The sequence below is a fragment of the Hydrogenophaga sp. ANAO-22 genome, assembly GCF_042466645.1.
Taxonomy (GTDB): domain Bacteria; phylum Pseudomonadota; class Gammaproteobacteria; order Burkholderiales; family Burkholderiaceae_C; genus Hydrogenophaga.
The window spans coordinates 2,209,996-2,232,087 of sequence record NZ_CP159956.1; the positions used below are offsets into that span (position 1 = coordinate 2,209,996).

24 protein-coding genes and 1 pseudogene are annotated in these 22,092 nt (G+C 68.7%); 10 read left to right on the plus strand and 15 right to left on the minus strand.

All coding sequences use genetic code 11. The features are described from left to right. A complete protein-coding gene (locus ABSY19_RS10535; protein WP_382162319.1) occupies positions 1–1,083 on the minus strand; it encodes an SPOR domain-containing protein in 1,083 nt (360 codons plus the stop codon). A gap of 102 nt (positions 1,084–1,185) precedes the next feature. On the opposite strand from ABSY19_RS10535, the gene ABSY19_RS10540 reads away from it, so the two are divergent. Beyond that, on the plus strand, positions 1,186–2,970 hold the full coding sequence (locus ABSY19_RS10540) for a lysoplasmalogenase family protein (RefSeq protein WP_382162321.1): 1,785 nt from the start codon (positions 1,186–1,188) through the stop codon (positions 2,968–2,970). On the opposite strand, the gene ABSY19_RS10545 is transcribed toward ABSY19_RS10540, so the two are convergent. From ABSY19_RS10545 to ruvA, 3 genes are read right to left on the minus strand one after another with little or no spacing between them, the layout of a single operon-like run. Continuing rightward, entirely contained in the window at positions 2,918–4,555 is a 1,638-nt protein-coding gene (locus ABSY19_RS10545; protein ID WP_382162324.1) for a rhomboid family intramembrane serine protease, read from the minus strand. The genes ABSY19_RS10540 and ABSY19_RS10545 overlap by 53 nt on opposite strands. Positions 4,556–4,559: 4 nt before the next feature. Then, positions 4,560–5,612, minus strand: coding sequence for a Holliday junction branch migration DNA helicase RuvB (gene ruvB / locus ABSY19_RS10550; RefSeq protein ID WP_291120989.1), 1,053 nt, complete (start codon positions 5,610–5,612; stop codon positions 4,560–4,562). Positions 5,613–5,615: 3 nt separating this feature from the next. Continuing rightward, the gene (gene ruvA, locus ABSY19_RS10555; protein WP_382162327.1) at positions 5,616–6,194 is read right to left on the minus strand and encodes a Holliday junction branch migration protein RuvA; all 579 of its coding nucleotides are present in this window, start codon (positions 6,192–6,194) and stop codon (positions 5,616–5,618) included. 111 nt (positions 6,195–6,305) lie between these two features. On the opposite strand from ruvA, the gene ABSY19_RS10560 reads away from it, so the two are divergent. From ABSY19_RS10560 to ABSY19_RS10575, 4 genes are all read left to right on the plus strand, one after another. Beyond that, entirely contained in the window at positions 6,306–7,286 is a 981-nt protein-coding gene (locus tag ABSY19_RS10560; protein WP_382162330.1) for a PhoH family protein, read from the plus strand. A gap of 13 nt (positions 7,287–7,299) precedes the next feature. Then, positions 7,300–7,686, plus strand: coding sequence for an MliC family protein (locus ABSY19_RS10565; protein ID WP_382162333.1), 387 nt, complete (start codon positions 7,300–7,302; stop codon positions 7,684–7,686). After that, positions 7,686–8,141 carry an rRNA maturation RNase YbeY gene (ybeY, locus tag ABSY19_RS10570; RefSeq protein ID WP_382162336.1) on the plus strand — a complete coding sequence of 152 codons (456 nt, stop codon included), beginning with the start codon at positions 7,686–7,688 and terminating at the stop codon, positions 8,139–8,141. The genes ABSY19_RS10565 and ybeY overlap by 1 nt, the downstream gene beginning before the upstream one ends. Positions 8,142–8,337: 196 nt before the next feature. Further along, on the plus strand, positions 8,338–9,003 hold the full coding sequence (locus tag ABSY19_RS10575) for a GntR family transcriptional regulator (RefSeq protein ID WP_382162339.1): 666 nt from the start codon (positions 8,338–8,340) through the stop codon (positions 9,001–9,003). A gap of 81 nt (positions 9,004–9,084) precedes the next feature. On the opposite strand, the gene ABSY19_RS10580 is transcribed toward ABSY19_RS10575, so the two are convergent. The 5 genes and pseudogenes from ABSY19_RS10580 to ABSY19_RS10600 all read right to left on the minus strand — a co-directional run bounded on the left by ABSY19_RS10580 (position 9,085) and on the right by ABSY19_RS10600 (position 12,766). Beyond that, positions 9,085–10,056 (minus strand): tripartite tricarboxylate transporter substrate binding protein, encoded by a 972-nt coding sequence (locus ABSY19_RS10580; RefSeq protein WP_382162342.1) that lies wholly within the window; start codon positions 10,054–10,056, stop codon positions 9,085–9,087. A gap of 35 nt (positions 10,057–10,091) precedes the next feature. Beyond that, complete coding sequence (locus tag ABSY19_RS10585) at positions 10,092–11,021, minus strand: fumarylacetoacetate hydrolase family protein (protein WP_382162345.1); 930 nt, start codon at positions 11,019–11,021, stop codon at positions 10,092–10,094. Positions 11,022–11,075: 54 nt separating this feature from the next. After that, positions 11,076–11,313: pseudogene (locus ABSY19_RS10590) on the minus strand (leucine zipper domain-containing protein); the annotation flags it as partial. Positions 11,314–11,396: 83 nt separating this feature from the next. After that, positions 11,397–11,840 carry a D-aminoacyl-tRNA deacylase gene (gene dtd / locus ABSY19_RS10595; RefSeq protein WP_382162348.1) on the minus strand — a complete coding sequence of 148 codons (444 nt, stop codon included), beginning with the start codon at positions 11,838–11,840 and terminating at the stop codon, positions 11,397–11,399. Continuing rightward, positions 11,837–12,766, minus strand: a complete 930-nt coding sequence (locus tag ABSY19_RS10600) for a cation diffusion facilitator family transporter (protein ID WP_382162350.1) — start codon at positions 12,764–12,766, stop codon at positions 11,837–11,839. Before ABSY19_RS10600 ends, dtd begins: the two co-directional genes overlap by 4 nt. 74 nt (positions 12,767–12,840) lie before the next feature. Here ABSY19_RS10600 and ABSY19_RS10605 point away from each other — a divergent pair, with 74 nt between their 5' ends. The 4 genes from ABSY19_RS10605 (at position 12,841) to ABSY19_RS10620 (ending at position 16,252) form a co-directional block, all read left to right on the plus strand. Next, positions 12,841–14,292, plus strand: coding sequence for a sensor histidine kinase (locus ABSY19_RS10605; RefSeq protein WP_382162352.1), 1,452 nt, complete (start codon positions 12,841–12,843; stop codon positions 14,290–14,292). Beyond that, positions 14,289–14,960: a response regulator transcription factor gene (locus ABSY19_RS10610; protein WP_382162355.1), complete on the plus strand. Its 672-nt coding sequence runs from the start codon at positions 14,289–14,291 to the stop codon at positions 14,958–14,960. The genes ABSY19_RS10605 and ABSY19_RS10610 overlap by 4 nt, the downstream gene beginning before the upstream one ends. Before the next feature lie 105 nt (positions 14,961–15,065). Then, complete coding sequence (locus ABSY19_RS10615) at positions 15,066–15,560, plus strand: heme-binding protein (RefSeq protein WP_382162358.1); 495 nt, start codon at positions 15,066–15,068, stop codon at positions 15,558–15,560. Continuing rightward, positions 15,557–16,252 (plus strand): ankyrin repeat domain-containing protein, encoded by a 696-nt coding sequence (locus ABSY19_RS10620; RefSeq protein WP_382162362.1) that lies wholly within the window; start codon positions 15,557–15,559, stop codon positions 16,250–16,252. Before ABSY19_RS10615 ends, ABSY19_RS10620 begins: the two co-directional genes overlap by 4 nt. Before the next feature lie 313 nt (positions 16,253–16,565). Here the strand turns inward: ABSY19_RS10620 and tyrS are convergent, their stop codons facing one another. Next, entirely contained in the window at positions 16,566–17,816 is a 1,251-nt protein-coding gene (tyrS, locus tag ABSY19_RS10625; protein WP_382162365.1) for a tyrosine--tRNA ligase, read from the minus strand. A gap of 203 nt (positions 17,817–18,019) precedes the next feature. On the opposite strand from tyrS, the gene ABSY19_RS10630 reads away from it, so the two are divergent. Further along, the gene (locus tag ABSY19_RS10630) at positions 18,020–19,381 is read left to right on the plus strand and encodes a M23 family metallopeptidase (RefSeq protein WP_382162368.1); all 1,362 of its coding nucleotides are present in this window, start codon (positions 18,020–18,022) and stop codon (positions 19,379–19,381) included. 77 nt (positions 19,382–19,458) lie between these two features. Here the strand turns inward: ABSY19_RS10630 and erpA are convergent, their stop codons facing one another. The 5 genes from erpA to rplM all read right to left on the minus strand — a co-directional run bounded on the left by erpA (position 19,459) and on the right by rplM (position 21,985). Continuing rightward, positions 19,459–19,824 carry an iron-sulfur cluster insertion protein ErpA gene (gene erpA, locus ABSY19_RS10635; protein ID WP_204732818.1) on the minus strand — a complete coding sequence of 122 codons (366 nt, stop codon included), beginning with the start codon at positions 19,822–19,824 and terminating at the stop codon, positions 19,459–19,461. 85 nt (positions 19,825–19,909) lie between these two features. Next, on the minus strand, positions 19,910–20,308 hold the full coding sequence (locus ABSY19_RS10640; RefSeq protein ID WP_291121339.1) for a polymer-forming cytoskeletal protein: 399 nt from the start codon (positions 20,306–20,308) through the stop codon (positions 19,910–19,912). Positions 20,309–20,339: 31 nt separating this feature from the next. Continuing rightward, the gene (locus ABSY19_RS10645; protein WP_382162371.1) at positions 20,340–21,047 is read right to left on the minus strand and encodes a DUF6776 family protein; all 708 of its coding nucleotides are present in this window, start codon (positions 21,045–21,047) and stop codon (positions 20,340–20,342) included. Positions 21,048–21,148: 101 nt separating this feature from the next. Beyond that, a complete protein-coding gene (gene rpsI, locus ABSY19_RS10650) occupies positions 21,149–21,541 on the minus strand; it encodes a 30S ribosomal protein S9 (protein ID WP_291121336.1) in 393 nt (130 codons plus the stop codon). Positions 21,542–21,553: 12 nt separating this feature from the next. Further along, positions 21,554–21,985, minus strand: a complete 432-nt coding sequence (gene rplM, locus ABSY19_RS10655; RefSeq protein ID WP_291121334.1) for a 50S ribosomal protein L13 — start codon at positions 21,983–21,985, stop codon at positions 21,554–21,556. Positions 21,986–22,092 lie beyond the last annotated feature (107 nt).

Genomic DNA, 22,092 nt, shown 5'->3' on the forward strand with positions numbered 1-22,092 from the left:
TCAGGGCGCGAACACCACCGCGTCCAGCCCCAGGGCGCGGATGCGCGCGGCCGCTTCATCGGCCGTGGAACGGCTGGCAAACGGCCCGACGCGAACCCGGGTGAACTCGCCCTTGGGCGATTCGACCTTCTGCAGGATCGCCGGAAAACCGGCTTCCACCAGGCGCGCGTGGGCCTTGTCGGCGTTGGCCGGGTCGGCGAACAGGCCGACGTTGATGCCATGGGCCTGCGGCGCCACCGCCGCCGCCACCGGTGCCTTGGGGGCCACGACCTTGGCGACCACCACCTTGGCGGGCTCGGGCGGCGCGGCCTTGGCCACCACGGGTGGCTCGGCCGGCGGGCTGTCCGCGACGGAGGATGGCAAGGCCGGCAGCGTCGGTGGCGTCACGATCACCGGCGCGGGTTCGGGCACCGGCTCCGGCGCGGCTGGCGGTGCGGCGGCCACGGCTTGTTCGACCGGCTCGGGCTCGGCGGCGGGTGCGGCAGGAACGGCCGGCGCCGGTGCTTCGACCAGTTGGGCGGCCGGCGCCGGCAGGCCTTGCTGGAGCCCGCCGCCCAGCCAACCCGCCCCCAGGGCACCGGCCAGCAGCAGGTTGACCACCACCAGCGCCCCCAGGCGCCGCTTCGAACTTGCCTGCTTTTCCAGCGCCGCGCAGGCCTCGCGCACGGTGCGGGCTTCGCGCACGGCGCGCGTCATGCGGCGGCGGGTCTCGGCGTGCAGCAGGGCGTTGCCGTAGGCGCCGGGGATCGCGATGCTCAGCAACAGCAGCGTGAGCAGCACGCCCCATTCCACCGACGGCGGCCACTGCAGGAAGCGCCGGGCCGCCACCAGCACAAGCAGCGCCAGCCCCTGGGCACAGGCCAGGTACACCAGCGCCGAACCCCAGAGCTGGCGGAACACCAGCCAGTTCAGGGTGAGCAGGCCGGCCGCCGGGTTCCAGACCGGGCTGGCGCGGCCGGCGTCGTCGAAACGCTCGAACACCGCGAGGTAGTGCGCCGTGTTCACCGGCCCCAGCGCGGCGCGGTACAGCGCGGTGGTGGCACTCTCCGGGGCGGTCGCGGTGGGCGGCGGGTTGGCGGACATGCCCGCGATTCTGGCACGGGCATGCGGGTTGATGCCAAGGGTGCAAACACCGGCTTCTGCCCACAATGCGCGCATGCCCCGTTTCCGCTTTGCACGCCTCCCATGAGCCCGAGCCAGATCATCGTGCTGGCCACGCCGGTGTTCTTCGCGCTGATCGCGATCGAGTACGCCATCGGCCGCCAGCGCCGGCACAACACCTACCGGCTCGACGACGCCATCAGCAGCATCGGCCTGGGCATGCTCAGCCAGATCAGCGCGGTGTTCACCCGGCTGCTGCGCGTGGGCCTGTACACCGCCGTGTACTCGGCGGTGGCGATCTGGCCCGACCACCCGTTCTGGACCAGCGGGATGGGCTGGCTGACCGCGCTGGTGTTCTACGACTTCTGCTACTACTGGCTGCACCGAGCCGGGCACGAGAGCGCCGTCTTCTGGGCCGCGCACGTGGTGCACCACCAGAGCCAGGACTACAACCTCTCCACCGCGCTGCGCCAGACCAGTTCGGGCGCGCTGCTGGGCTGGATCTTCTACCTGCCCATGGCCGTGGCCGGCGTGCCACCGCTGGTGTTCGGCGTGGTCGCGCTGATCGACCTGCTCTACCAGTTCTGGGTGCACACCGAGCAGGTCGGCAAGCTGGGCTGGTTCGACCGCTGGTTCTGCAGCCCCTCCAACCACCGCGTGCACCACGCGGTGAACGACCGCTACCTCGACCGCAACTACGGCGGCATCCTGATCGTGTGGGACCGCCTGTTCGGCAGCTTCAAGGAAGAGGACGAGAAGTGCATCTACGGCACGCGCAAGCCCCTGCAGAGCTGGGACCCGCTGTGGGCCAACGGCGAGGTGTACTGGGGCCTGCTGCGGGACAGCTGGCACACCCGGCGCTGGGCCGACAAGCTGCGCGTGTGGTTCAAGCCACCGGGCTGGCGGCCGGCCGACGTGGCCGCGCGCTTTCCGTCACCCGCGTTCGACCTCGCCAGCGTGCAGCGCTATGCGCCGCCCATGAGCCCCGCGGTGCGCTGGTTCGCGGGCGCGCAGTTCGTGGCCCTGCTCGTGGGCGTGGGGGGCTTCCTGTGGTTCGCCGATGCCTGGCCGCTCTCGCGCAGCGCCGTGGTGTTCAGCGTGCTGCTGGTGGCGCTGTGGGCCATCGGCGCGGTGATGCAGGGGCGCATCGGCATGGGCGAGGCGCTGCTGATCGAATGCGGCGCCCTGGCCATGGCCACCGCCGCGCTGGGCTGGGTGGAGCTGCACCGGGTCTTCAAGCCGCTGGCCATGCTGATCGCGATGGCGGTGGTGTGGGCGCATGCGCGCGCCGCGGGCGGCGTGCGGCGCGCGGACGCCCTGCTGCTCGCCGCGCTGGCCTTTTCACTGGCGGGAGATGCTTTCCTGATGTTCCCGGGCTACTTCATTCCGGGGCTGGTGGCCTTTCTGCTGGCCCACCTGGCCTACATCGCGCTGTTCCACCAGGGCCTGCCCTGGTTCCCGAGCCGCCGCGCGCTGGCCGCCACGCTGGGCCTGGGTGTGGCGATGTACGGCTTCCTGTGGCAGGGCGGCCTGCCGGCCGGCCTGCGCGCCCCGGTGGCGGCCTACGTGCTGGTGATCGCGCTGATGGCCGCGCAGGCCATCGGCCGCGCCAGCGTGCAGCGCGACCGCGCGGCCCTGGCCGTGGCGCTGGGTTCGGGCTTCTTCATGCTGAGCGACTCGCTGCTGGCGACCAACCGCTTCGTGTCGCCGCTGCCGATGTCGCAGGTGTGGGTACTGGGCACCTACTACGCGGCGCAGGCGCTGATCGTGGCGGGCATGCTGCGCGGCCGGCGCGCCGGTGCCGAACCGGCCTCGCTCACGGCCTGGCCGGCGGCGCGCTCTTCGCTCGCAGACGGGCACCCACACTGACCATCCGGTCCGACAGCTGCTCGAGCCTGGCGTCGGCCTGCGCCGCATCGACGCTGCCCCGGTGTTTGCCCACCTCCAGCGCCATGACCTCCAGCACGATGCCGTGAAGCTCGCGGATCTCCGCGATCGTGGGCGCGTGGGGTTGGGGGCCGAGCGCGGCGAGTTCTTCGCCCATCGCCCGGTAGGCCGGGATGTGGCGCTGCGCCATCGCGTCGACGAATTGCGCCCGGCTCAGGCGCCCGTCCTTGTGGTCCCTGGCGTCCTGCTGCAGCGCGGTCTCGGCGGCCCTCAGCCGGGGCAGCAGGTCCGTCAGCAGCGACTGCGAGCCAAACACCTGCCGGTGGTCCACGCCGGGCCGGGCCAGCCCCACCAGCGCGCCCACCAGCAGCACCGTGGCGGCCACGGCCATCACCTGGCGGCGCTGGCGCAGCCCACGCGAGGCGCGCTCGTCGACCAGCTCCACCAGCAGCCAGGCCAGCAGGGCCCCCATCACCAGGCCACCCACGTGGGCCGCGTTGTCGATGCCCGGACGGGCAAAACCTTGCCCCAGCATGATCGCCACGAACAGGCCCTGGCTGGTCAGCAGCTGCGTCGCCATGGCCTTGGGCACGCTCGCACGGTGCTGATAGACGCCGACCATCAACGCCCCCAGCACGCCGAACACCGCGCCCGAAGCCCCCACCGACACCGCCTGCTGCGAGGAGAAGTGAAGACTCAGCGCGCTGCCCGCGAGCCCTGCCGCCAGGTAGATCAGCAGGAACTGGCCGTTGCCGAACCAGCGGCACACCCGCCGCCCGGCGTCCCACAGCGCGAACATGTTCAGGCCCAGGTGCAGCGCGCCGCCATGCAGCGCGGTGGCGCTGAGCAGGCGCCAGTACTCGCCATCGCGCACCACGGCCGTGGCCGAGTTGGCGCCCCAGGCGAACAGCTCGGCCGAAGTGGGCTTGGTGGGGCTCATGCCGTCGAACAGGTTGAGCACCCACACCGCCACGTTGACGGCGATCACCGCGTACAGCGCCCAGGGCGTGGGGGTGAGGGTGCGCAGGCGCTCCTCGAACGCCTCGTGTGTCTGCAAGTCGTCCAGCCGCTGGTTCAGCGCCGCCTGCGCCTGGCCCGTGGCGTGGCGCTGAAAGGCCTGCAGCGCCGCCTGCGCGGCGGGCTGGCGCTCGGCGCGGCGCAGCGGCGCCAACGCGATCACGCGCTTGAGCCCCCTGCGGAACAGGCCTGCGGTGGCGGCTTGCGAAACCGCGCCCTCGCGCAGCTGGATCCGGATCTGGTGCTGGCCTTGCACCGACAGGTGCTCCACATCGGCGATGTCGCTCCAGGGAATGCTCTGCCCCTTGAGCAGGTAGCCGCCGATGCCCTCGGGGCCAACGCGCAGGATGGGGTGCGCGCTCAAGAGGGGCTGCAACAGCAGCCAGGCCATCGCTCCGAAGAAGAGCGCCAGCACGCCCAGCAGCCAGGCGCCGCGCGGCGTGGCCAGGGCACCCGCCGCGAAACCCGCGGCCATGAGGGCCACCAGCGCCGCCACCCACACCGCACTGCCGCGCCAGGTCGCTCGAAACTCCTGGCTGTGGTCGGGCATGCCTTCAGTCGGCGAAGAGTTCACCCGCATTGCTCGGCGGCGCCACGCCCAGGTGGCGGTACGCCGCCAGCGTGGCGATGCGCCCGCGCGGCGTGCGCTGCAGGAAGCCCTGCTGGATCAGGTAGGGCTCGATCACGTCCTCGATGGTGTCGCGCTCCTCGCCGATGCTGGCCGCGATGTTGTCCAGCCCCACCGGCCCACCGTCGAAGCGGTGGATCACGGCTTCGAGCAGCTTGCGGTCCATCAGGTCGAAGCCCTGCGGGTCCACGTCCAGCATGGCCAGCGCGCGGTTGGCGATGTCCTGCGTGATGGTGCCGCGGCCCTTGACCTCGGCGAAGTCGCGCACGCGGCGCAGCAGGCGGTTGGCAATGCGCGGTGTGCCGCGCGAGCGGCGCGCGATCTCGAATCCGCCTTCGGGGTCCATCGGTGCGTTCAGCAGACCGGCGCTGCGCTTGACGATGCGCGCGAGTTCCTCGGCGGTGTAGAACTCCAGCCGCGCGACGATGCCGAAGCGGTCGCGCAGCGGGTTGGTGAGCATGCCCGCGCGCGTGGTCGCGCCCACCAGGGTGAAGGGCTGCAGGTCCAGCTTGATGCTGCGCGCGGCCGGGCCCTCGCCGATCATGATGTCGATCTGGTAGTCCTCCAGCGCCGGGTACAGGATTTCCTCGACGACCGGGCTGAGCCGGTGGATCTCGTCGATGAAGAGCACGTCGTTGGCCTCGAGGTTGGTCAGCAACGCGGCCAGGTCCTTGGGTTTTTCCAGCACCGGGCCGCTGGTCTGGCGCAGGTTCACGCCGAGTTCCTGCGCGATGATGTGCGAGAGCGTGGTCTTGCCCAGCCCTGGCGGGCCGAACAGCAGCACGTGGTCCAGCGCCTCGCTGCGCTTCTTGGCCGCGCCAATGAAGATCTCCAGCTGCTCGCGCACCTTGGTCTGGCCCACGTACTCGTCGAGCAGCTTGGGGCGCAAGGCGCGCTCGATCGCCTCTTCCTTGGGCGAGGCCGGCGCGGCGGACACCACGCGCGGCGCGGGGGTGAAATCGTCGGTCTGGATGCTCATGGTTTATTTGGCCAGTGCTTTGAGCGCGAGCTTGATGCCTTCGCTCACGCCCACGTCCTTGGGCAGGGCCTTGAGCGCGGCGGTGGCATCCTTGTCGCTGTAGCCCAGGGCCATCAGCGCCTGCTGGATGTCGCTCTGCACGTCGCTCTGGGCCGGGCCGGCGCCGGGCAGGTTCAGGTCGGCGCCGAGCTTGCCCTTGAGTTCGAGCAGCAGTCGCTCGGCGGTCTTCTTGCCGATGCCGGGCACCTTGACGATGCGCCCACTTTCCTGCGCGCTCACCGCCTGCGCCAGGTCGGTCACGCTCATGCCCGAGAGCACCGACAACGCGGTGCGCGGGCCCACGCCGCTGATCTTGATGAGCTGGCGGAACGCCTCGCGTTCCGAGGAGGTGCCGAAGCCGTAGAGGATCTGGGCGTCCTCGCGCACCACGAAGTGCGTGAGCAGGGCCACCTTCTCGCCGGTGGCGGGCAGGTTGTAGAAGGTGCTCATGGGCACATCCACCTCGTAACCCACGCCATGGCAGTCCAGCAGGATCTGGGGCGGATTTTTTTCCAGCAGCGTACCGGTCAACTTGCCTATCATCGGGAAATTCCTTTCCAGTCGTTCGCAGGGCCGCCCCCAAGAACGACTGCACCCCCTCGGGGGGCCTGGCACCGCCAGGATTGGGGGCCACTAACTCACTGGATTATCGGTTTGATTCTCAGGCACACCTTCTCCCCACCGGACAACACCCGCATGGCGCACCTGTGCGGCCCCATGGACAGCCACATCCGCAGCATCGAGGCCGCTTTGCAGGTCAAGGTGGCGCACCGTTTCGAGCAGTTCCGCATCGAGGGCCCCAAGGCCAAGGCCACCCAGGCGCTGGAAACGCTGCAGGCGCTGTACGAAATGGCGAAGAAGCCGATTCCGGCCGAACAGGTGCAGCTCATGCTCAGCGGCGACACCGCCCTGGCCGAGCCCGGCGACGGCGCGCTGGCCATGCAGACCCGGCGCGGCGAGGTGCGCGGGCGCACGCCCAACCAGGCGCGCTACCTGGAAAACATGGCCACGCACGACATCACCTTCGGCATCGGCCCGGCCGGCACCGGCAAGACCTACCTGGCCGTGGCCTGCGCGGTCGATGCGCTCGAGCGCAGCGCGGTGCAGCGCATCGTGCTCACGCGCCCGGCGGTGGAGGCGGGCGAGAAGCTCGGCTTCCTGCCCGGCGACCTGGGCCAGAAGGTGGACCCCTACCTGCGCCCGCTGTACGACGCGCTCTACGACCTGATGGGCGCGGACAAGGTGCAGAAGGCCTTCGAGCGCCAGCAGATCGAGATCGCGCCCCTGGCCTTCATGCGCGGGCGCACGCTCAACCACGCTTTCGTGATCCTGGACGAGGCGCAGAACACCACCGTGGAACAGATGAAGATGTTCCTCACGCGCATCGGCTTCGGCAGCAAGGCGGTCATCACGGGAGACGTGAGCCAGATCGACCTGCCCCGCACCCAGCTCAGCGGCCTGATCGACGCCGAGCGTGTGCTCAAGCGCGTGCAGGGCATCGCGTTCACCCGCCTGTCCAGCGCCGACGTGGTGCGCCACCCGCTGGTGGCGCGCATCGTGGACGCCTACGACGCGCGCAACCCCGACACCGAAGACGCCCCACCCGCGAAGCGCGCGCGCCGCGCCGCCCACTGACGCCACCCACCGTATGCTCACACGCACCCTGCTCGCCAGCCTTGTCGCCGTGCTGGCCCTCGATGCATCCGCCCAGGGCTCGGCAACACCACAACCCCAGTTGGTCTTCAGCAGCCAGGCCGTGCAGTACAAATGCGATGGCGGAAGCGAGATCGAACTGGCCTACCTGAACCTGAGCAACGGCACCTCGTTCGCGGCGTTGCACCACGGTGGCCGCACGCTGATGCTGCAGGGCCGCCGTGCCACCACGGGCGTTCGCTTTTTCGCCCTGGATCCGCAGTCCCGGCTGAGCTGGTACACGCAAGGCATGAAGGGCGAACTGAGCGCCATCGCCGCCGACCCCAACGCGCAGGACCAGATCCTGATGTCCAACTGCTTCGCCCAACCGGCCAAACGCTGATGGCCCTGCCTGCCCTCACCCTCTCCCTGCAGTTCGGCGAGCTCGCCGACGCCGCCACGCACCGCGCCGCCCTGCCCCGCCACTGGGTGGCCCGCTGCATCCGCCACGCGCTGGACGCCGATGCCGAGATCACCGTGCGCATCGTCGATGCCGAAGAAGGCCAGGCGCTCAACCGCGACTACCGCGGCCGCGACTACGCCACCAACGTGCTCACCTTCGACTACGCCACCGAACCGGTGGTGATGGCCGATCTCGTGCTCTGTGCCCCCGTGGTCGCGCGCGAGGCGGCCGAACTGAAGAAGCCCCTGGCCCAGCACTACGCGCACCTGCTGGTGCACGGCACCCTGCACGCGCAGGGCTGGGACCACGAAACCGGCGAGCAGGACGCCGAAGAGATGGAGGCGCGCGAGACCGAGATCCTCGCGGGCCTGGGCCAACCGAACCCCTACGCCTAGGTGTTGAGTCTCAGGAGCTTGTTCATGGCCGGGATGCGGCTCATGGGAGGCTGGTGGTTGAGAGCGGCGTGTGGCCGGCACCCTATGCCGCTGGGCCGGTTTCCACGGCACGACGGGGCCGTCGGCGCGCAACATACTCGATAGAATCAGCCACGCCTGGCGGCCTTCCACGCAGGCGCATTGCTTCCCATCCAACATGCCCACTCACACCGACAGCAACGGCAAGTCCATGGGCCAGGTGGCCTACGGCAAGCTGCACGAAGCCATCGAGACCGGTGTGCTCAAACCCGGCGACCGCATCAGCGTCAACGGCCTGGCCGACACCCTGCAGATCAGCCGCACACCGGTGCGCGAAGCCATCGCCTGGCTGGAGACCGACGGCCTCATCGTGCATGAGCCCTATCGCGGGCGCGTGGTCGCGCAGCTCGATCAGCAGATGGTGATCGAGCTGTATGCAATCCGCTTGGTGCTGGAAACCTCTGCGGCCGCGCTGGCCGCGCAGAATGCCTCGGAAGCCGAGGTCGACGTGCTGCGCGAGATGCTGGTGCTCGAACGCGAGGTGCTGGGCGACCCCATGCGCCGCGAGCGGCTGAACCGGCGCTTTCACGACGCGATCTACCGCAGCGCGCACAACCGCTACCTGCTCACCACCCTGCGGGCGCTGCAGACGCCGATGATCCTGCTGGGGCCGGCCACGGCCAGCGAGCCGGCCCGCGCCGACAGCGCCTCGGCCGAACACCAGCGTCTGGTGGACGCCATCGCGCGGCGCGACGCCGAGGGCGCGCGCGAGGCCATGCGCGTGCACCTGGCGGGCGGCCAGCGCGCGCGCATCAACGCCATGCTCTCGCGCGAACGCGACTGAACGACCGGGAGAGGCCGGGACACGCCAGCCAGAAAAAAGCGCGGCCGAAGCCGCGCGTGTGTTCCGGCAGGGCCTGCTGGTTCAGCGCGGCTTGGCGCCCACCTTGCGCGCCATCGCCTGTTCCAGCTCGCCCCACTTGGTGAGCTCTTCCTGGATGAAGCGGCCGAACTGCTCGGGCGTGCCTTCGGCTGGCTCGGCACCGGCTTCCAGCATGGTGCGCTCCACCGCCGGGTCGTCCAGCGTGCGACTCACGTCCGCGCCCAGCTTGGCGATCACCGCCTTGGGCGTCGCGGCGGGCGCGAGCAGGCCGAACCAGCCCACGGCCGCGTAACCCGGCACGCCCGAATCCGCGATCGTCGGCAGTTCTGGCGTGGCCTTGGCGCGCTTGGCGCTGGTCACGGCCAGCGCGACCAGCTTGCCCGACTTCACGTGCGGCATCACGGTCTGGCCAGGGGCGAACATCACGTCGATGGTGCCGGCCAGCAGGTCGTTCACGGCCTGGCCGGTGCCCTTGTAGGGCACGTGCATCATCTCGACGTCGGCCACCTGCTTGAAGAGCTCGACCGTCAGGTGCGAGGCCGAGCCTTCACCGGAGGAGCCGAAGGTCAGCTTGCCGGGTTCGGCCTTGGCCTTGGCCACCAGCTCGCGGATGTTCTTCACGCCCAGTCTCGGGTTCACCGTCACCACATAGGGCGAGGCCGACACCAGCGCCACCGGGGCGAACTGGCTGGCGTTTTCCTTGGTGAGCGAGGCGGTGGAGCTCATCATGAGCGTGTAACCGTCGGGTGCCGAGCGCGCCACGTAGGACGCGCCGATGTGGCCGGCCGCGCCCGGGCGGTTTTCCACCAGCACGGTCTGCTTCCAGCTGTTGCCCAGGTGCACGGCCAGGATGCGCGCGAGCGAGTCGGCGCCGCCGGCGGGCGGGAAGGGCACGATCATGGTCACGGCCTTGGTGGGATAGGGCTGCGGCGCCTGGGCCAGCGCGAGGCCGGCGGTGGCGCACAGGGCGGCCGCCACGGCGGCGGCGAGGGTGCGGTGAAGAGCGCTGTTCATGTTGTCTGTCTCCTGGGTTGGGTGCGGATGGGGTCTCAGGCCTGCGCGGGGGCGACGATGCGGTTGCGCAGGACCATGGGCGGGTTCTCGAAGGCGCACTCGACGACGTCGCCGTGCTTGAGGAACAGCTCCTCTGCGTTGGGCTTGCCGACCGCCACGCCGCCGGGCGCGCCGGTGGAGAACATGTCGCCGGGCATGAGGGGCACGAGGCGCGAGAAGTGCTCGATGATTCGCGGCAGCTTCCAGATCTGGTCGCTGGTGTTCACGCGCATGCGCTGCTCACCGTTGACGCTGCAGGTCACCCAGATGTCGTAGGGGTCCGGCACCTCGTCCATCGTGATGATGCAGGGACCCAGCGGGCCGAAGCCGGGCGCGTTCTTGGCGGTCCAGAAGCGCGAGCCCGAGGCGACCTCGCGCTTTTGCGTGTCGCGGCAGGTCAGGTCGTTGAGGATGGTGATGCCGGCCACGTGCGAGAACGCGTCCTCAGCCTTCACGTTGTAGGCGGCCTTGCCGATCACGAACACCAGCTCGGGCTCGTAGTCGAGGTGGGTGACGCTGGGAGGGCGCACCACGTCGTTGTCATGGCCGGTCAGGCAGTCGTTGAGCTTGATGAAGCCCGTCGGCTCGTTGGGCAGTTCCTTGATCAGGTCGGTGCGCTGCAGCTCCTCGAGGTGGGTGCGGTAGTTCTTGCCCACGCACAGGAACTTGTGCGCGTCGGTGATGGGGGGCAGGAAATCGATCGCGTCCAGCGCGTGCGAGCTGTCGGCGGCGCCCGGGCCGGCGATCAGCTCGCGCACCCGCGCCAGGCCGGTGTCGCCCAGCGCAAGCAGCGCCTTCATCGTGTCCGGCAGGGGGGCGTTGCTGCGTGCGGCCAATGCGGCCAGGTCGAGCATGCGGTCACCGGCGAGGACGCCCAGGCGCGGGCGAGCGGCTTGGCCATGCAGGGAAAAATTGGCGAGTCTCAAGGGGTCTCCTTTGGGGAAAGACCGCATCATATCAATTGAATTCAGCTGAATTCAATTGGCGCAACAGTCGGCGGCCTGGCGCAGGAACAGCGCGCGGCCAATGGCCTTCTCGTCATTGAGCACCCGGGCAAAGGAAACCCCGGAGGGGTCGTCGATGGTCAGAGGCACAGCGTCCCAGCCAATGCCCCGGTTGCGGTGCTGGCGCTGACCTGTGATGCGGTCGCGAGCTGCGATCACACAGCCCTGCGGCGCCTTCGGCCCCGAAGCGGGCCAGCCACTTGAAGCCGGTGCGCCAGTCCTGACTTGAGTGGCCGGGCCTGGCAACCACAGCGTCCCAAATCCGGGACGGATGAACGATCTATTGAGACTTCACACCTAGGCCGTCATCCGCAGCGGGATGGTCACAGGACCGTCGTTGACCAGGTGCACCTTCATGTCGGCCCCGAAGCGGCCGGTCTGCACCAGCGGGTGATGCGCGCGCGCCGCTTTCACGAAGGCCTCGTAGAGCGCCTCGCCCAAGGCGGGCGGCGCCGCGCCGGTGAAGCCCGGGCGGTTGCCGCTCTTCGTGTCGGCCGCCAGGGTGAACTGGCTCACCACCAGCAGGCCGCCGCCGATGTCCTGCACGCTGCGGTTCATCTTGCCGGCGTCGTCGCCGAAGATGCGCAGCTTCAGCACCTTGGCCAGCAGCTTCTCGCCCACGGCCTCGGTGTCCTCGGGTTCCGCGCACAGCAGCAACAGCAGGCCCGGGCCGATGGCGCCCACGGTCTGGCCATCGATGTCCACGCGCGCTTCGCTCACGCGCTGCAACAGCGAGATCATTTCAAATCGTCCTCGTCGAAGAAGTGGGCTTCCACGTCGCTGGGCAGCAGCTGGATGGTGGCGCGCAGCCCCGGCACCGCGCTCATCAGGGCCTGCTCCACGCTGGCCCGCACGGCGGCCGCGCGCCCGAGCGTCCAGGCCGCGGGCATGTGCATGTGCAGGTCCACGAAGCGTCGCTGGCCCGCGCGGCGCGTGCTCACGTGGTCGAAGCGGATGATGTGGGTGTCGCCGTGCGACAGGGCAAACCCGTCCAGCGTCTGCTGGATGGTCGCCATCACCTCGGGCTCCACCGCCTCGTCCATCAGCCCCTGCGACGAGCGCCAGGCCAGGCGCGCGCCTTCCTTCATGATGTTGAGCGCCACGGCCATGGCCACCAGCGGGTCCAGCCAGAGCCAGCCGGTGAGCGTGACCAGCACGACACCGGCCAGCACCCCGGCCGAGGTCCAGACGTCGGAGAACAGGTGCTTGGCATCGGCCTCGAGCGCGATCGAGCGGTGCGTCTTCGAGGCCTGCAGCATGGTCCAGGCCAGGCCGCCGTTGAGCACCGAACTCGCCACCGACAGCGCCAGGCCCCAGCCCACCTGTTCGATCGGCTGCGGGTTCAGCAGGCGGCTGCCGGCGGCCCAGAGGATGCCGAGACCGGCCGCGATGATGAGGATGCCTTCGAAGCCCGAGGAGAAGTACTCGGCCTTGTGGTGGCCGTAGGGGTGGTCCTCGTCGGCCGGCCGCGCGGCGATGGTCACCATCACCAGGCCGACCACCGCGCTGGCCAGGTTCACCAGCGACTCCATCGCGTCGGACAGCAGGCCCACCGAATCGGTGACCACCCAGGCCAGGGTCTTGAGCGCGATGGTGACCACCGCCACCCCGATCGACGCCATCAGCAGGCGCTTCGGGGTGAGGAAACGGGCGGGGACAAAGCGCATGCCGCCATTGTGCCGGCAGCGGGCATGCCAGAATCCGCCGCATGTGGCAGTCATGGCAACGCTTGAAGTGGTGGGTGAGCGGCGGAATCCTGCTGTCCCTGGCGGGCGCGGTGTTGCTGGCGCGCCTGTCGCTCGATGAACAGCGCGCGCTGTTCGAGACCGACGCACGCATCGTCCACCGGCTGCTGAGCCAGCAGGTGGTGCAGCACGACGCGATGCTGGCCACGCTGGCGCTGCTGCAACCGGTGCCCGACAGCAGCAGCGGCGCCTCGTCGCCCGAACAGCGCCTCCCGGTGCTCTACCCGCAGATCCTCAGCGTGCAGCGGCGCGACCCCGACCAGCGCTGGAACGACCCGCAGCTCACGCAGGCCGAGACGCGCTCGCGCCAGGCGCGCCGCGCCGCCCTGGGCGGGCTGGACCTGCCCGCCGGGCGCTACCAGGTGGTGCTGGCCGCCACGCCCACCAGCTACGCGCTGACGATCGACGTGCGGGCCATGGTGCCCTGGTCCGAATGGCCCATGCAGGCCGACACCAGCCCGGTGCGCGTGACGCTGGAGCACGAGGGCCAGCGCTACGTGGTGCAACCTGGCGCCGCCCTGGACGAGCGGCCCACGCGCGGTTGGCACTTCGCGTTTCACAAGCTGCTGGCGGCCGAGAGCCAACCCTTCGACGTGGTCGCCACCCTGTCGGTGGGCTGGGGCCAGTTGCCCTGGGGGCTGATGCTGGCCTGGGTGCTGGGCGTGACGGCGCTGCTGGCGGCGCTGCACCACCTGCAACGCCAGCGCAGCGCGCGCCGCCGCGCCGAGGAACTGCTGCGCCTGGGCCAGGTGGCGCGACTGAACACGCTGGGTGAACTCGCCGCCGGCATGGCGCACGAACTGAACCAGCCGCTGACCGCCGTGCTCGCCAACACCCAGGCCGCGCAGCGCCTGCTCAACGAAGACCCGCCCGAACTCGCCACCGCGCGCAGCGCCATGCTGCAGGCCGCGGCGCAGGCGCGCCGCGCCGCCGAGGTGGTGGGCCGCCTGCGCCAGACCGTGGAGCGGCCCGACCGCAGTGGCCAGCACCAGCCCGTGGCGGCGGTGGAGGCCGTGCGCCGCGCGCTCTACCTGCTGGAGCCCGAGTGCCAGCGGCGCGACGTGGTGCCGGTGCTCGACGCCGCGCAGGCGGTGACGGTGCTGGCCGACCCCGTGGCGCTGGACCAGATCGTGCACAACCTGATCCTCAACGCGCTGCAGGCGCTGGAGCAGGTGCCCGCCGCGCAACGGCGGCTCACGCTCACGGTGTCGGCCAAGGACCGCCGGGGCGAGATCACCGTGGCCGACAACGGCCCGGGCATCCCGCCCGAGGTGCTGCCGCGCCTGTTCGAGCCGTTTTACTCCACGCGCAAGGACGGACTCGGCCTGGGCCTGAGCCTGTGCGAAACCCTGGCCAACGGCATGGGCGGCACGCTGGACGCAGCCAACGCGCCCGAGCGGGGCGCGGTGTTCCGGCTGCAACTGCCGCTCGCGGAGGGCCTCCCATGAACGGTTCGCCCGACACCCTCTCGCCCACGGTGCACCTGATCGACGACGACCAGGCGGTGCGCGACAGCCTGGGCCTGCTGATCGGCACCGTGGGCCTGCGCGTGCAGCCCTGGAGCGACCCACAGGCCTTCCTGAACGATTTCGACCGCGAGGGCATCGGCGCCATCGTGCTCGACGTGCGCATGCCCGGCATCAGCGGCCTGAGCGTGCTCGACACCCTGGTGGCGCAGGGCGTGGACCAGCCGGTGATCATGCTCACCGGCCATGGCACGGTGGACATGTGCCGGCGCGCCTTCAAGGCCGGTGCGGCCGAGTTCCTGGAAAAACCGGTGAACGACGAGGTGCTGCTCGAAGCCTTGCAGAACGCGGTGCGCCAGCACGTGCGCTCGCGCCAGCGCAACGAGGCCGACCGCGCCGCGCGCGAGCGTTATGCGCAGCTCTCCGAGCGCGAGCGCGAGGTGCTGGGCCTGATCGTCGAGGGCCTGACCAACAAGGAGATCGGCCGCGCGCTGGGCCTGTCGCCGCGCACGGTGGAAACCCACCGCGCCAACCTGTTCGCCAAGCTGCAGGCGCCCTCGCTGGCGCAGCTGATCCGGCATTACGCCGCGCTGGTGGACGCCCAGGACACGGCCGGCCCGGGCGGCGGCAACGGCAACGGCACTGCGTAGTTCTACGGAGGGCCGCGCGTAGGCGCCCGAATGGCCGTTTCGGGCGCGGATTTTTACAGTTCTCCCACGGTTGATCGAACCGTTTCACAACACCCGGAGAACTCCATGCAAGCCTTCGTCAAAGCGTCCCTCCTCGCCGTTTCCCTCAGCGCCGCCGCCCTGGCCAGCGCGCAGAGCGTGCGCGTGGAGAAGAACATGTCGCTCGAACTCGCCACCCAGATCGCCAGCGCCACCGTCGCGGCCTGCAGCACCGCCGGCTACAACGTGGCGGCCACGGTGGTAGACCGTGCCGGTGGCGTGCGCGCCGTCATGCGCGCCGACAACGCCGGCCCGCACACGCTGGAAGCCAGCCGCCTGAAGGCCTTCACCTCGGCCTCGGCGAAGAACAACACACTGGCCATCATGGAAGGCGCGCAGAAGAACCCGGCCGCGGCCAACCTGACGGACATCCCCGGCTACCTGCTGCTCGGCGGCGGCGTGCCGGTGAAGGTGGGCAACGAGGTGATCGGCGCCGTGGGCGTGGGCGGCGCGCCTGGCGGCCACCTGGACGAGCAGTGCGCCATCGCCGCGCTCGACAAGGTCAAGGACCAGCTGAAATGAAACGCCGCCGCGCGCTGATCACCGGCCTGCTGGTGGCGTTGGCGAGCACCGCGCCGGCGGTCCGGGCCCAGGTGGGGCCCAGTGCCTCCGAGGCCGCGGCCTACAGCGGCCTGCACGCCGCGGCGCACCAGGGCGACAGCGCGAAGATCGCGCGCCTGGTGGCCGGTGGCGCGGCGCTCAATGCCACCGACGCGCGGGGCCGCACGCCCTTGCACGTGGCCACGTTTGCGCGGCAGCGCGAGGCGATCCGCGCGCTGGTGAAGGCGGGTGCCGACATCGACCGGCTGGAGAACGACCGTTACGACGCCGTGACGATCGCGTCGGTGGCGGACGATGAGGAGACGCTGCGGGTGTTGTTGCAGCTGGGCGCGAGCGCGAAGCAGACGACCAGCCGCTACGACGGCACGGCCTTGATCGCGGCGGCCCACCTGGGCCACGACGGGGTGTTGCGCCAGCTGATTGCCGCCGGTGCGCCGCTGGACCACGTGAACAACCTGCACTGGACGGCGACGATCGAGTCCATCGTGTTGGGCGACGGCGGTGCGCGCCACCAGGCCACGCTCAAGGCGCTGATCGATGCGGGGGCCGGTTTGCAGCTGGCGGACCGTTCGGGGCAGACGCCTTTGGCTTTGGCGCGGTCTCGCGGGTACTCGGCGATGGTGGCGATGCTCGAGAAGGCTGGGGCTCGCTGAGGCTTTCGCTCTTTCTTTCAGGTTGCTTCTCTCGGCCTGAGTGCGTGGGGGCGGAGGGCTCCGCGACTGTCCCCCGGGTCGGCTTCGCCGCCCCTCCTCCTTTACGTCGCTGCACCCTCCCCCCCCACGCACTCAGGCGCACCCACGCAAGCGCGGAAGAACGAAAGAGCGAACCCAACCTGTTTCGGCCCAGGGGGCCTGGGCGTTCTGCGCAGCGGGGTAAAGGAGGAGAACCGGCGAAGCCGGTTCGGGGGACACCCGCGGAGCAGAGCGCCCGGCCCCCCCGAGCCCGCGAGGTAGAAGGCGGAAGGTCTTAGCTCAAAGTCACGCGAGCGAACTTCCGCTTCCCCACCTGAACCACAAAAGTCCCGGCAGGCAGCTTCAAGCCCTTGTCGCTCACGACAGCGCCGTCGACACGAACACCGCCACCATCGATCAGGCGGTTGGCCTCGCTGTTGGAGGGCGCCAAACCCGCTGACTTCAGCAGCGGCGCGATCCCCAGCGGCACGCCCGACAGCGACACCTCGGGAATCTCGTCCGGCACACCGCCCTTGCTGCGGTTGATGAAATCCTGCTCCGCCGCCTCCGCCGCCGCCGCGCTGTGGAAACGCGTCGTGATCTCCTTGGCCAGCGCCACCTTCGCGTCCTTGGGATTCGCGCCCTGCTCGATCGCCTGCTTCAGCGACTCGATGTGCGCCATCGACTGGAACGACAACAGCGTGTACCAGCGCCACATCAGCGTGTCCGAAATGCTCAGCACTTTCGCGAACATCGAATTCGCATCCTCGGTGATGCCGATGTAGTTGTTCTTGCTCTTGGACATCTTGTCCACGCCGTCCAGCCCTTCGAGCAGCGGCATGGTCAGAATGCACTGCGGCTCCTGGCCGTACTCGGCCTGCAGATGGCGACCCATCAACAGGTTGAACTTCTGATCCGTGCCGCCCAACTCCAGATCGCTCTGCAGCGCCACCGAGTCGTAACCCTGCATCAGCGGGTACAGAAACTCGTGCACGCTGATCGGCGTGCCGGCCTTGAAACGGTCGTGGAAATCGTTGCGCTCCATCATGCGCGCCACCGTGTACTTGGCCGCCAGCTGGATCATGCCCATCGAGCCCAGCGGCAGGCTCCACTCGCTGTTGTAGCGAATCTCGGTGCGCGCCGGGTCCAGCACCAGACTGGCCTGCTTGTAGTAGGTCTCGGCGTTCGCCTTGATCTGCTCCGGGGTCAGCGGCGGGCGCGTGTTGTTGCGGCCCGAGGGGTCGCCGATCAGGCTCGTGAAGTCCCCGATCAGGAAGATCACCTGATGCCCCAGGTCCTGCAGCTGGCGCATCTTGTTCAACACCACCGTGTGGCCGATGTGGATGTCGGGCGCCGTGGGGTCCAGCCCCAGCTTGATGCGCAGCGGCCGGCCGGTGGTTTCCGACTGTGACAATTTTTTGACCCAGTCGGCCTGAGGTATCAATTCTTCGCACCCCCGCAGCGTGACGCTGAGGGCTTCCCGGACACCGTCCGTCAGTGGCACGGATTTCTGAGAACTTTCGGCGTCGTTTCTGGAGGCGGTCATAGGGGTTTTTTCAGATGCGAAGGACGGTGCGCTGGCTAAAATACCGGGCGCGAATGACGGATTTTAGTTGGCCCGCTTTTTGCACGATATCAAGCCAGTTCGTCACCGCATGAGCGCTTGAGTGAACTTGTTCCGCCTCAACCGCTCTTTTTTTGTGCGCGCGGCCCCAACCACCGGGGCCGGCCTTACCGGAAACAACGATTTTGACCCGTTCGCTACTTCACACGCTGGCCAGCCTCGCTGATGCCACGAGCCAAAGCCTCGCCCGGCATCCCCGACGCATCATGGGTGGCCTCGGTGTGTTGCTGCTGGGCACGGGCGTCACCGCCTTCGGCATCGCGCCGCTGGCCCCCGACGCCGCCGACCTGCCCGTGCGCCAGGTCGTCGAAGCCCTCGACGCCCCAACGCAGCAAGACATCCACAGCCTCCTCGCGGCCCAGCCCGCCGCGCCGCTGGTGTTGTTCCGCAGCGAGACCACCCGCCGCGACGACACCGCCCAGAGCCTGCTGCAGCGCATGGGCGTGGCCGATTCGCAAGCCCAGACCTTCCTGCGCAACGACGCCATCGCGCGCCAGCTGCTGGGCCGTGCCGGCCGCCTGGTGAGCGTCGAAGCCACCGAGAAGCAGGAACTGCTGCGCCTGACCGCGCGCTGGCTCTCCGCCGACGAACGCAGCTTCACCCGCCTCGTGGTCGAAAAGGATGCCCAGGGCGCGCTCGGCTCGCGCCTGGAACAAGGCGCGCTGACCGCCTCGTCCCGGCTGGCCAGCGGCGTGATCCGCAGCTCGCTGTTCGCCGCCACCGACGCGGCCGGCATCCCCGACCCGGTCGCCATCCAGCTGGCCGAGATGTTCTCCAGCAGCATCGACTTCCGCCGCGACCTGCGCCAGGGCGACCGCTTCAACGTGGTCTACGAAAGCCTGGAAGCCGACGGTGAGAGCCTGCGCACCGGCCGGATCCTGAGCGCCGAGTTCGTCAACGAAGGCAAGGAACACCAGGCCGTCTGGTTCGAAGAAGCGGGCCACAAAGGCGGCTACTACGGTTTCGACGGCCAGAGCTCGCGCCGCTTCTACCTGGCCTCCCCGCTGGAGTTCTCGCGCGTGAGCAGCGGCTACGGCATGCGCTTCCACCCGATCACGGGCGGCCGCAAGGCCCACATGGGCGTGGACTACGCCGCCCCCACCGGCACGCCGGTGCGCACCATCGGCGACGGCACGGTCGAGTTCGCGGGCGAGCAGCGCGGCTATGGCAATGTCATCTACATCAAGCACCGCAGCAACCAGGTCACCGTCTACGCCCACCTGAGCCGCATCGGCGTGCGCAAGGGCCAGCGCGTGAGCCAGGGTGACTTCATCGGTGCCGTCGGCACCACGGGCGCCTCCACCGGCCCGCACCTGCACCTGGAGTTCCGCGACAACGGCGTGCACGTGGATCCCCTGGCCATCGCGCGTCAGAGCGAGTCCATCCCCGTGCCGGCGGCCCTGCGCCAGCGTTTCGACGCCGTGGCCCAGCTGCAGCGCATGCAGCTCAATGCCGCCGCCAGCATCCAGCAGGCGAACGCCCAGTAAGCGACCCGGTCTCGACACCCAACAAAAAAGGGAGCCCAGCGGCTCCCTTTTTTGTTGCGGCGAGAAAACGCCGTCGGTCAGACGCTGAAGCTCGAACCGCAACCGCAGGTGGTGGTGGCGTTGGGGTTCTTGATCACGAATTGCGCGCCTTCGAGGTCTTCCTTGTAGTCGATCTCGGCGCCGACCAGGTACTGGTAGCTCATCGCGTCGATCAGCAGGGAGACACCGTTCTTGGTCATGGTGGTGTCGTCTTCATTGACGATCTCGTCGAAGGTAAAACCGTACTGGAAACCCGAGCACCCCCCGCCCTGCACGAACACGCGCAGCTTGAGATCGGGATTGCCCTCTTCGGCCACCAGCTCGGCCACCTTGGCCGCCGCGCTGTCGGTGAAGACCAGCGGTGCCGGCATGTCGGTCTGGATGTTTTCGGCGACTGCGCTCATGGGATACCTCTTGACGGAAATGTGGGGTGGGTGCGGTACACCCGCATGTCCGAGTGATACTAAATCAAATCGCTCGGGTATGTGCTCACCCGTTGTTTGCCGCCAGCTTCAGTGTGGGTTTGTCCTCGATTCCGCCGACCATGGGCTTGAGCTGACCGGAAATGGTGGCGCCCTGGTGCATTTCAAGCGCCTTGTAGGATACATCGCCCTCGATGTGGGCCTTGGGCTGCAACTCCAGCAATTCGAACGCGAGCACCGGGCCCTTGACGTTGCCATTGATGATCACGTGATCGGCATGGATCTGCCCCGTCACGGTGGCCACCTCGCTGACCACGAGGATGCTGGGCTTCTCGTCGCTGGCGCGCAGGTCGCCGATCACCTCGCCGTCGATGCGCAGGCCGTCGTGGAAGAACACATTGCCTTCGATGCGGGTGCCCTGGGCGATGAGGCTCTTGATGGGGGGTTGTTTTTTCTTGGCAAACATGAGGTTCTCTCCCGACGGCGGACCGCGATGGTTACAGGTTGAAGGATTGCATGGACCTGACCGAACTGCCCTGCAGGATCTTGGCCGTCACATTTTCTACCACGGCCTGCGCGGGCACGTCCACCACGCCTTCCATGCGCAGGTAGCCCTTGATCAGCACCGGCTGCGGCGCGGGCGCGGACTTGGCGACCCAGGGCTTGCCCGCCAGCGTGCCGGTGAGCGTGACCTCCAGCGCACCTTTGAAGTCGGGCGCGTTCTTGCTGGCCTGGATCATGAGCACCTGCCATTTGAGCTGGGTGGGCGACAGGCGCTCGGCCTGCAGGCCGCGGATGCTCAGCGAATCGTTGCCGGAGCCGGGGATCAGGCGCTCGAAGAAGCCCAGGTCGCTGCGCAGCAGCTCGTTGTCGGCCTGCAGCTGCCGGATCTGCATCTTCAGCTGTTCCTGGGCGCTGCGCTCGGCGATCAGCAGGCTGTCCGAGGTGTTGGCCACCGACTGGGCCTCGCTCAGGTCGGTGCGCAGAATCTGCACCTCGCGGCGCAGTTGCGCAAGCTCCTGCTGGGCATTGCGGTCCAGCCCGGCGATGTCCTTGCCGAACTCGAAGGCCCAGACCGCCAGCGCGCCCGAAAACCCCAGCACCAGTGCGCCCAGCACCCAGCGGAAAGGCCACGGCAGGCTGCTGCGCACCGAGACCCGGGGCGCACTGACCGTCAGCCTTCTCCGCAACAGGCGAAAACGCATTCAAATCTCTCCAACTGCAAGCAAACGCAACCAGGCCCCAGAAAGCAAAAACCGCCCCAAGTTTGAACTTGCAGGCGGTTTCTGGGGCATGGACAGCGTGCTTAGCGCTTGCTGAACTGCTTGCGGCGGCGCGCGGAGCGCAGACCGACCTTTTTCCGTTCCACTTCGCGGGCATCGCGCGTCACGAAGCCGGCTTGCGACAGACCCGACTTGAGCGTCGCGTCGTAGTCGATCAGGGCGCGGGTGATGCCGTGGCGCACGGCACCGGCCTGACCGGATTCGCCGCCACCGTGCACGTTGACCTGCACGTCGAAGGTCTCGGCGTGGTTGGTCAGCACCAGGGGCTGCTTGGCGATCATGATCGAGGTCTCACGGCCGAAGTAGGCCTGGATGTCCTTGCCATTGACCGTGATCTTGCCGCTGCCTTTTTTCAGAAACACGCGGGCGACGCTGGATTTGCGACGGCCGGTTCCGTTGTTCCATTCACCAATCATCTCAAGGCTCCTTTAGAGTTCCAGCACTTGCGGCTGTTGGGCGGTGTGCGGGTGCTCTGCACCGCCGTACACCTTGAGCTTCTTGATCATGGCGTAGCCGAGCGGGCCCTTGGGCAGCATGCCCTTGACGGCCTTCTCGAGCGCGCGGCCAGGGTGCTTGGCCTGCATGTCGCGGAAGTTGGTGCCATAGATACCGCCGGGGAAACCCGAGTGACGGTAGTACACCTTGTCGAGGGCCTTGTTGCCCGTGACGCGGAGTTTGGCTGCGTTGATGATGACGATGAAGTCACCGGTATCGACGTGAGGCGTGTAAATGGCCTTGTGTTTGCCGCGCAAACGGAGAGCAACTTCACTGGCTACTCGTCCGAGGACCTTGTCGGTCGCGTCAATCACAAACCACTCGTGCGTCACGTCAGCGGGTTTGGCGCTGAACGTTTTGGTCATGAGTTTTCTCTTGAAGAGTTGGTTTGGCGGCTCTTTTCCACGGTCGGTCGTTCTCTGTCGGAACGCTCTTAGGTGGGTTTTGAATGCTTCGCCGCGGAGCCAGCAAA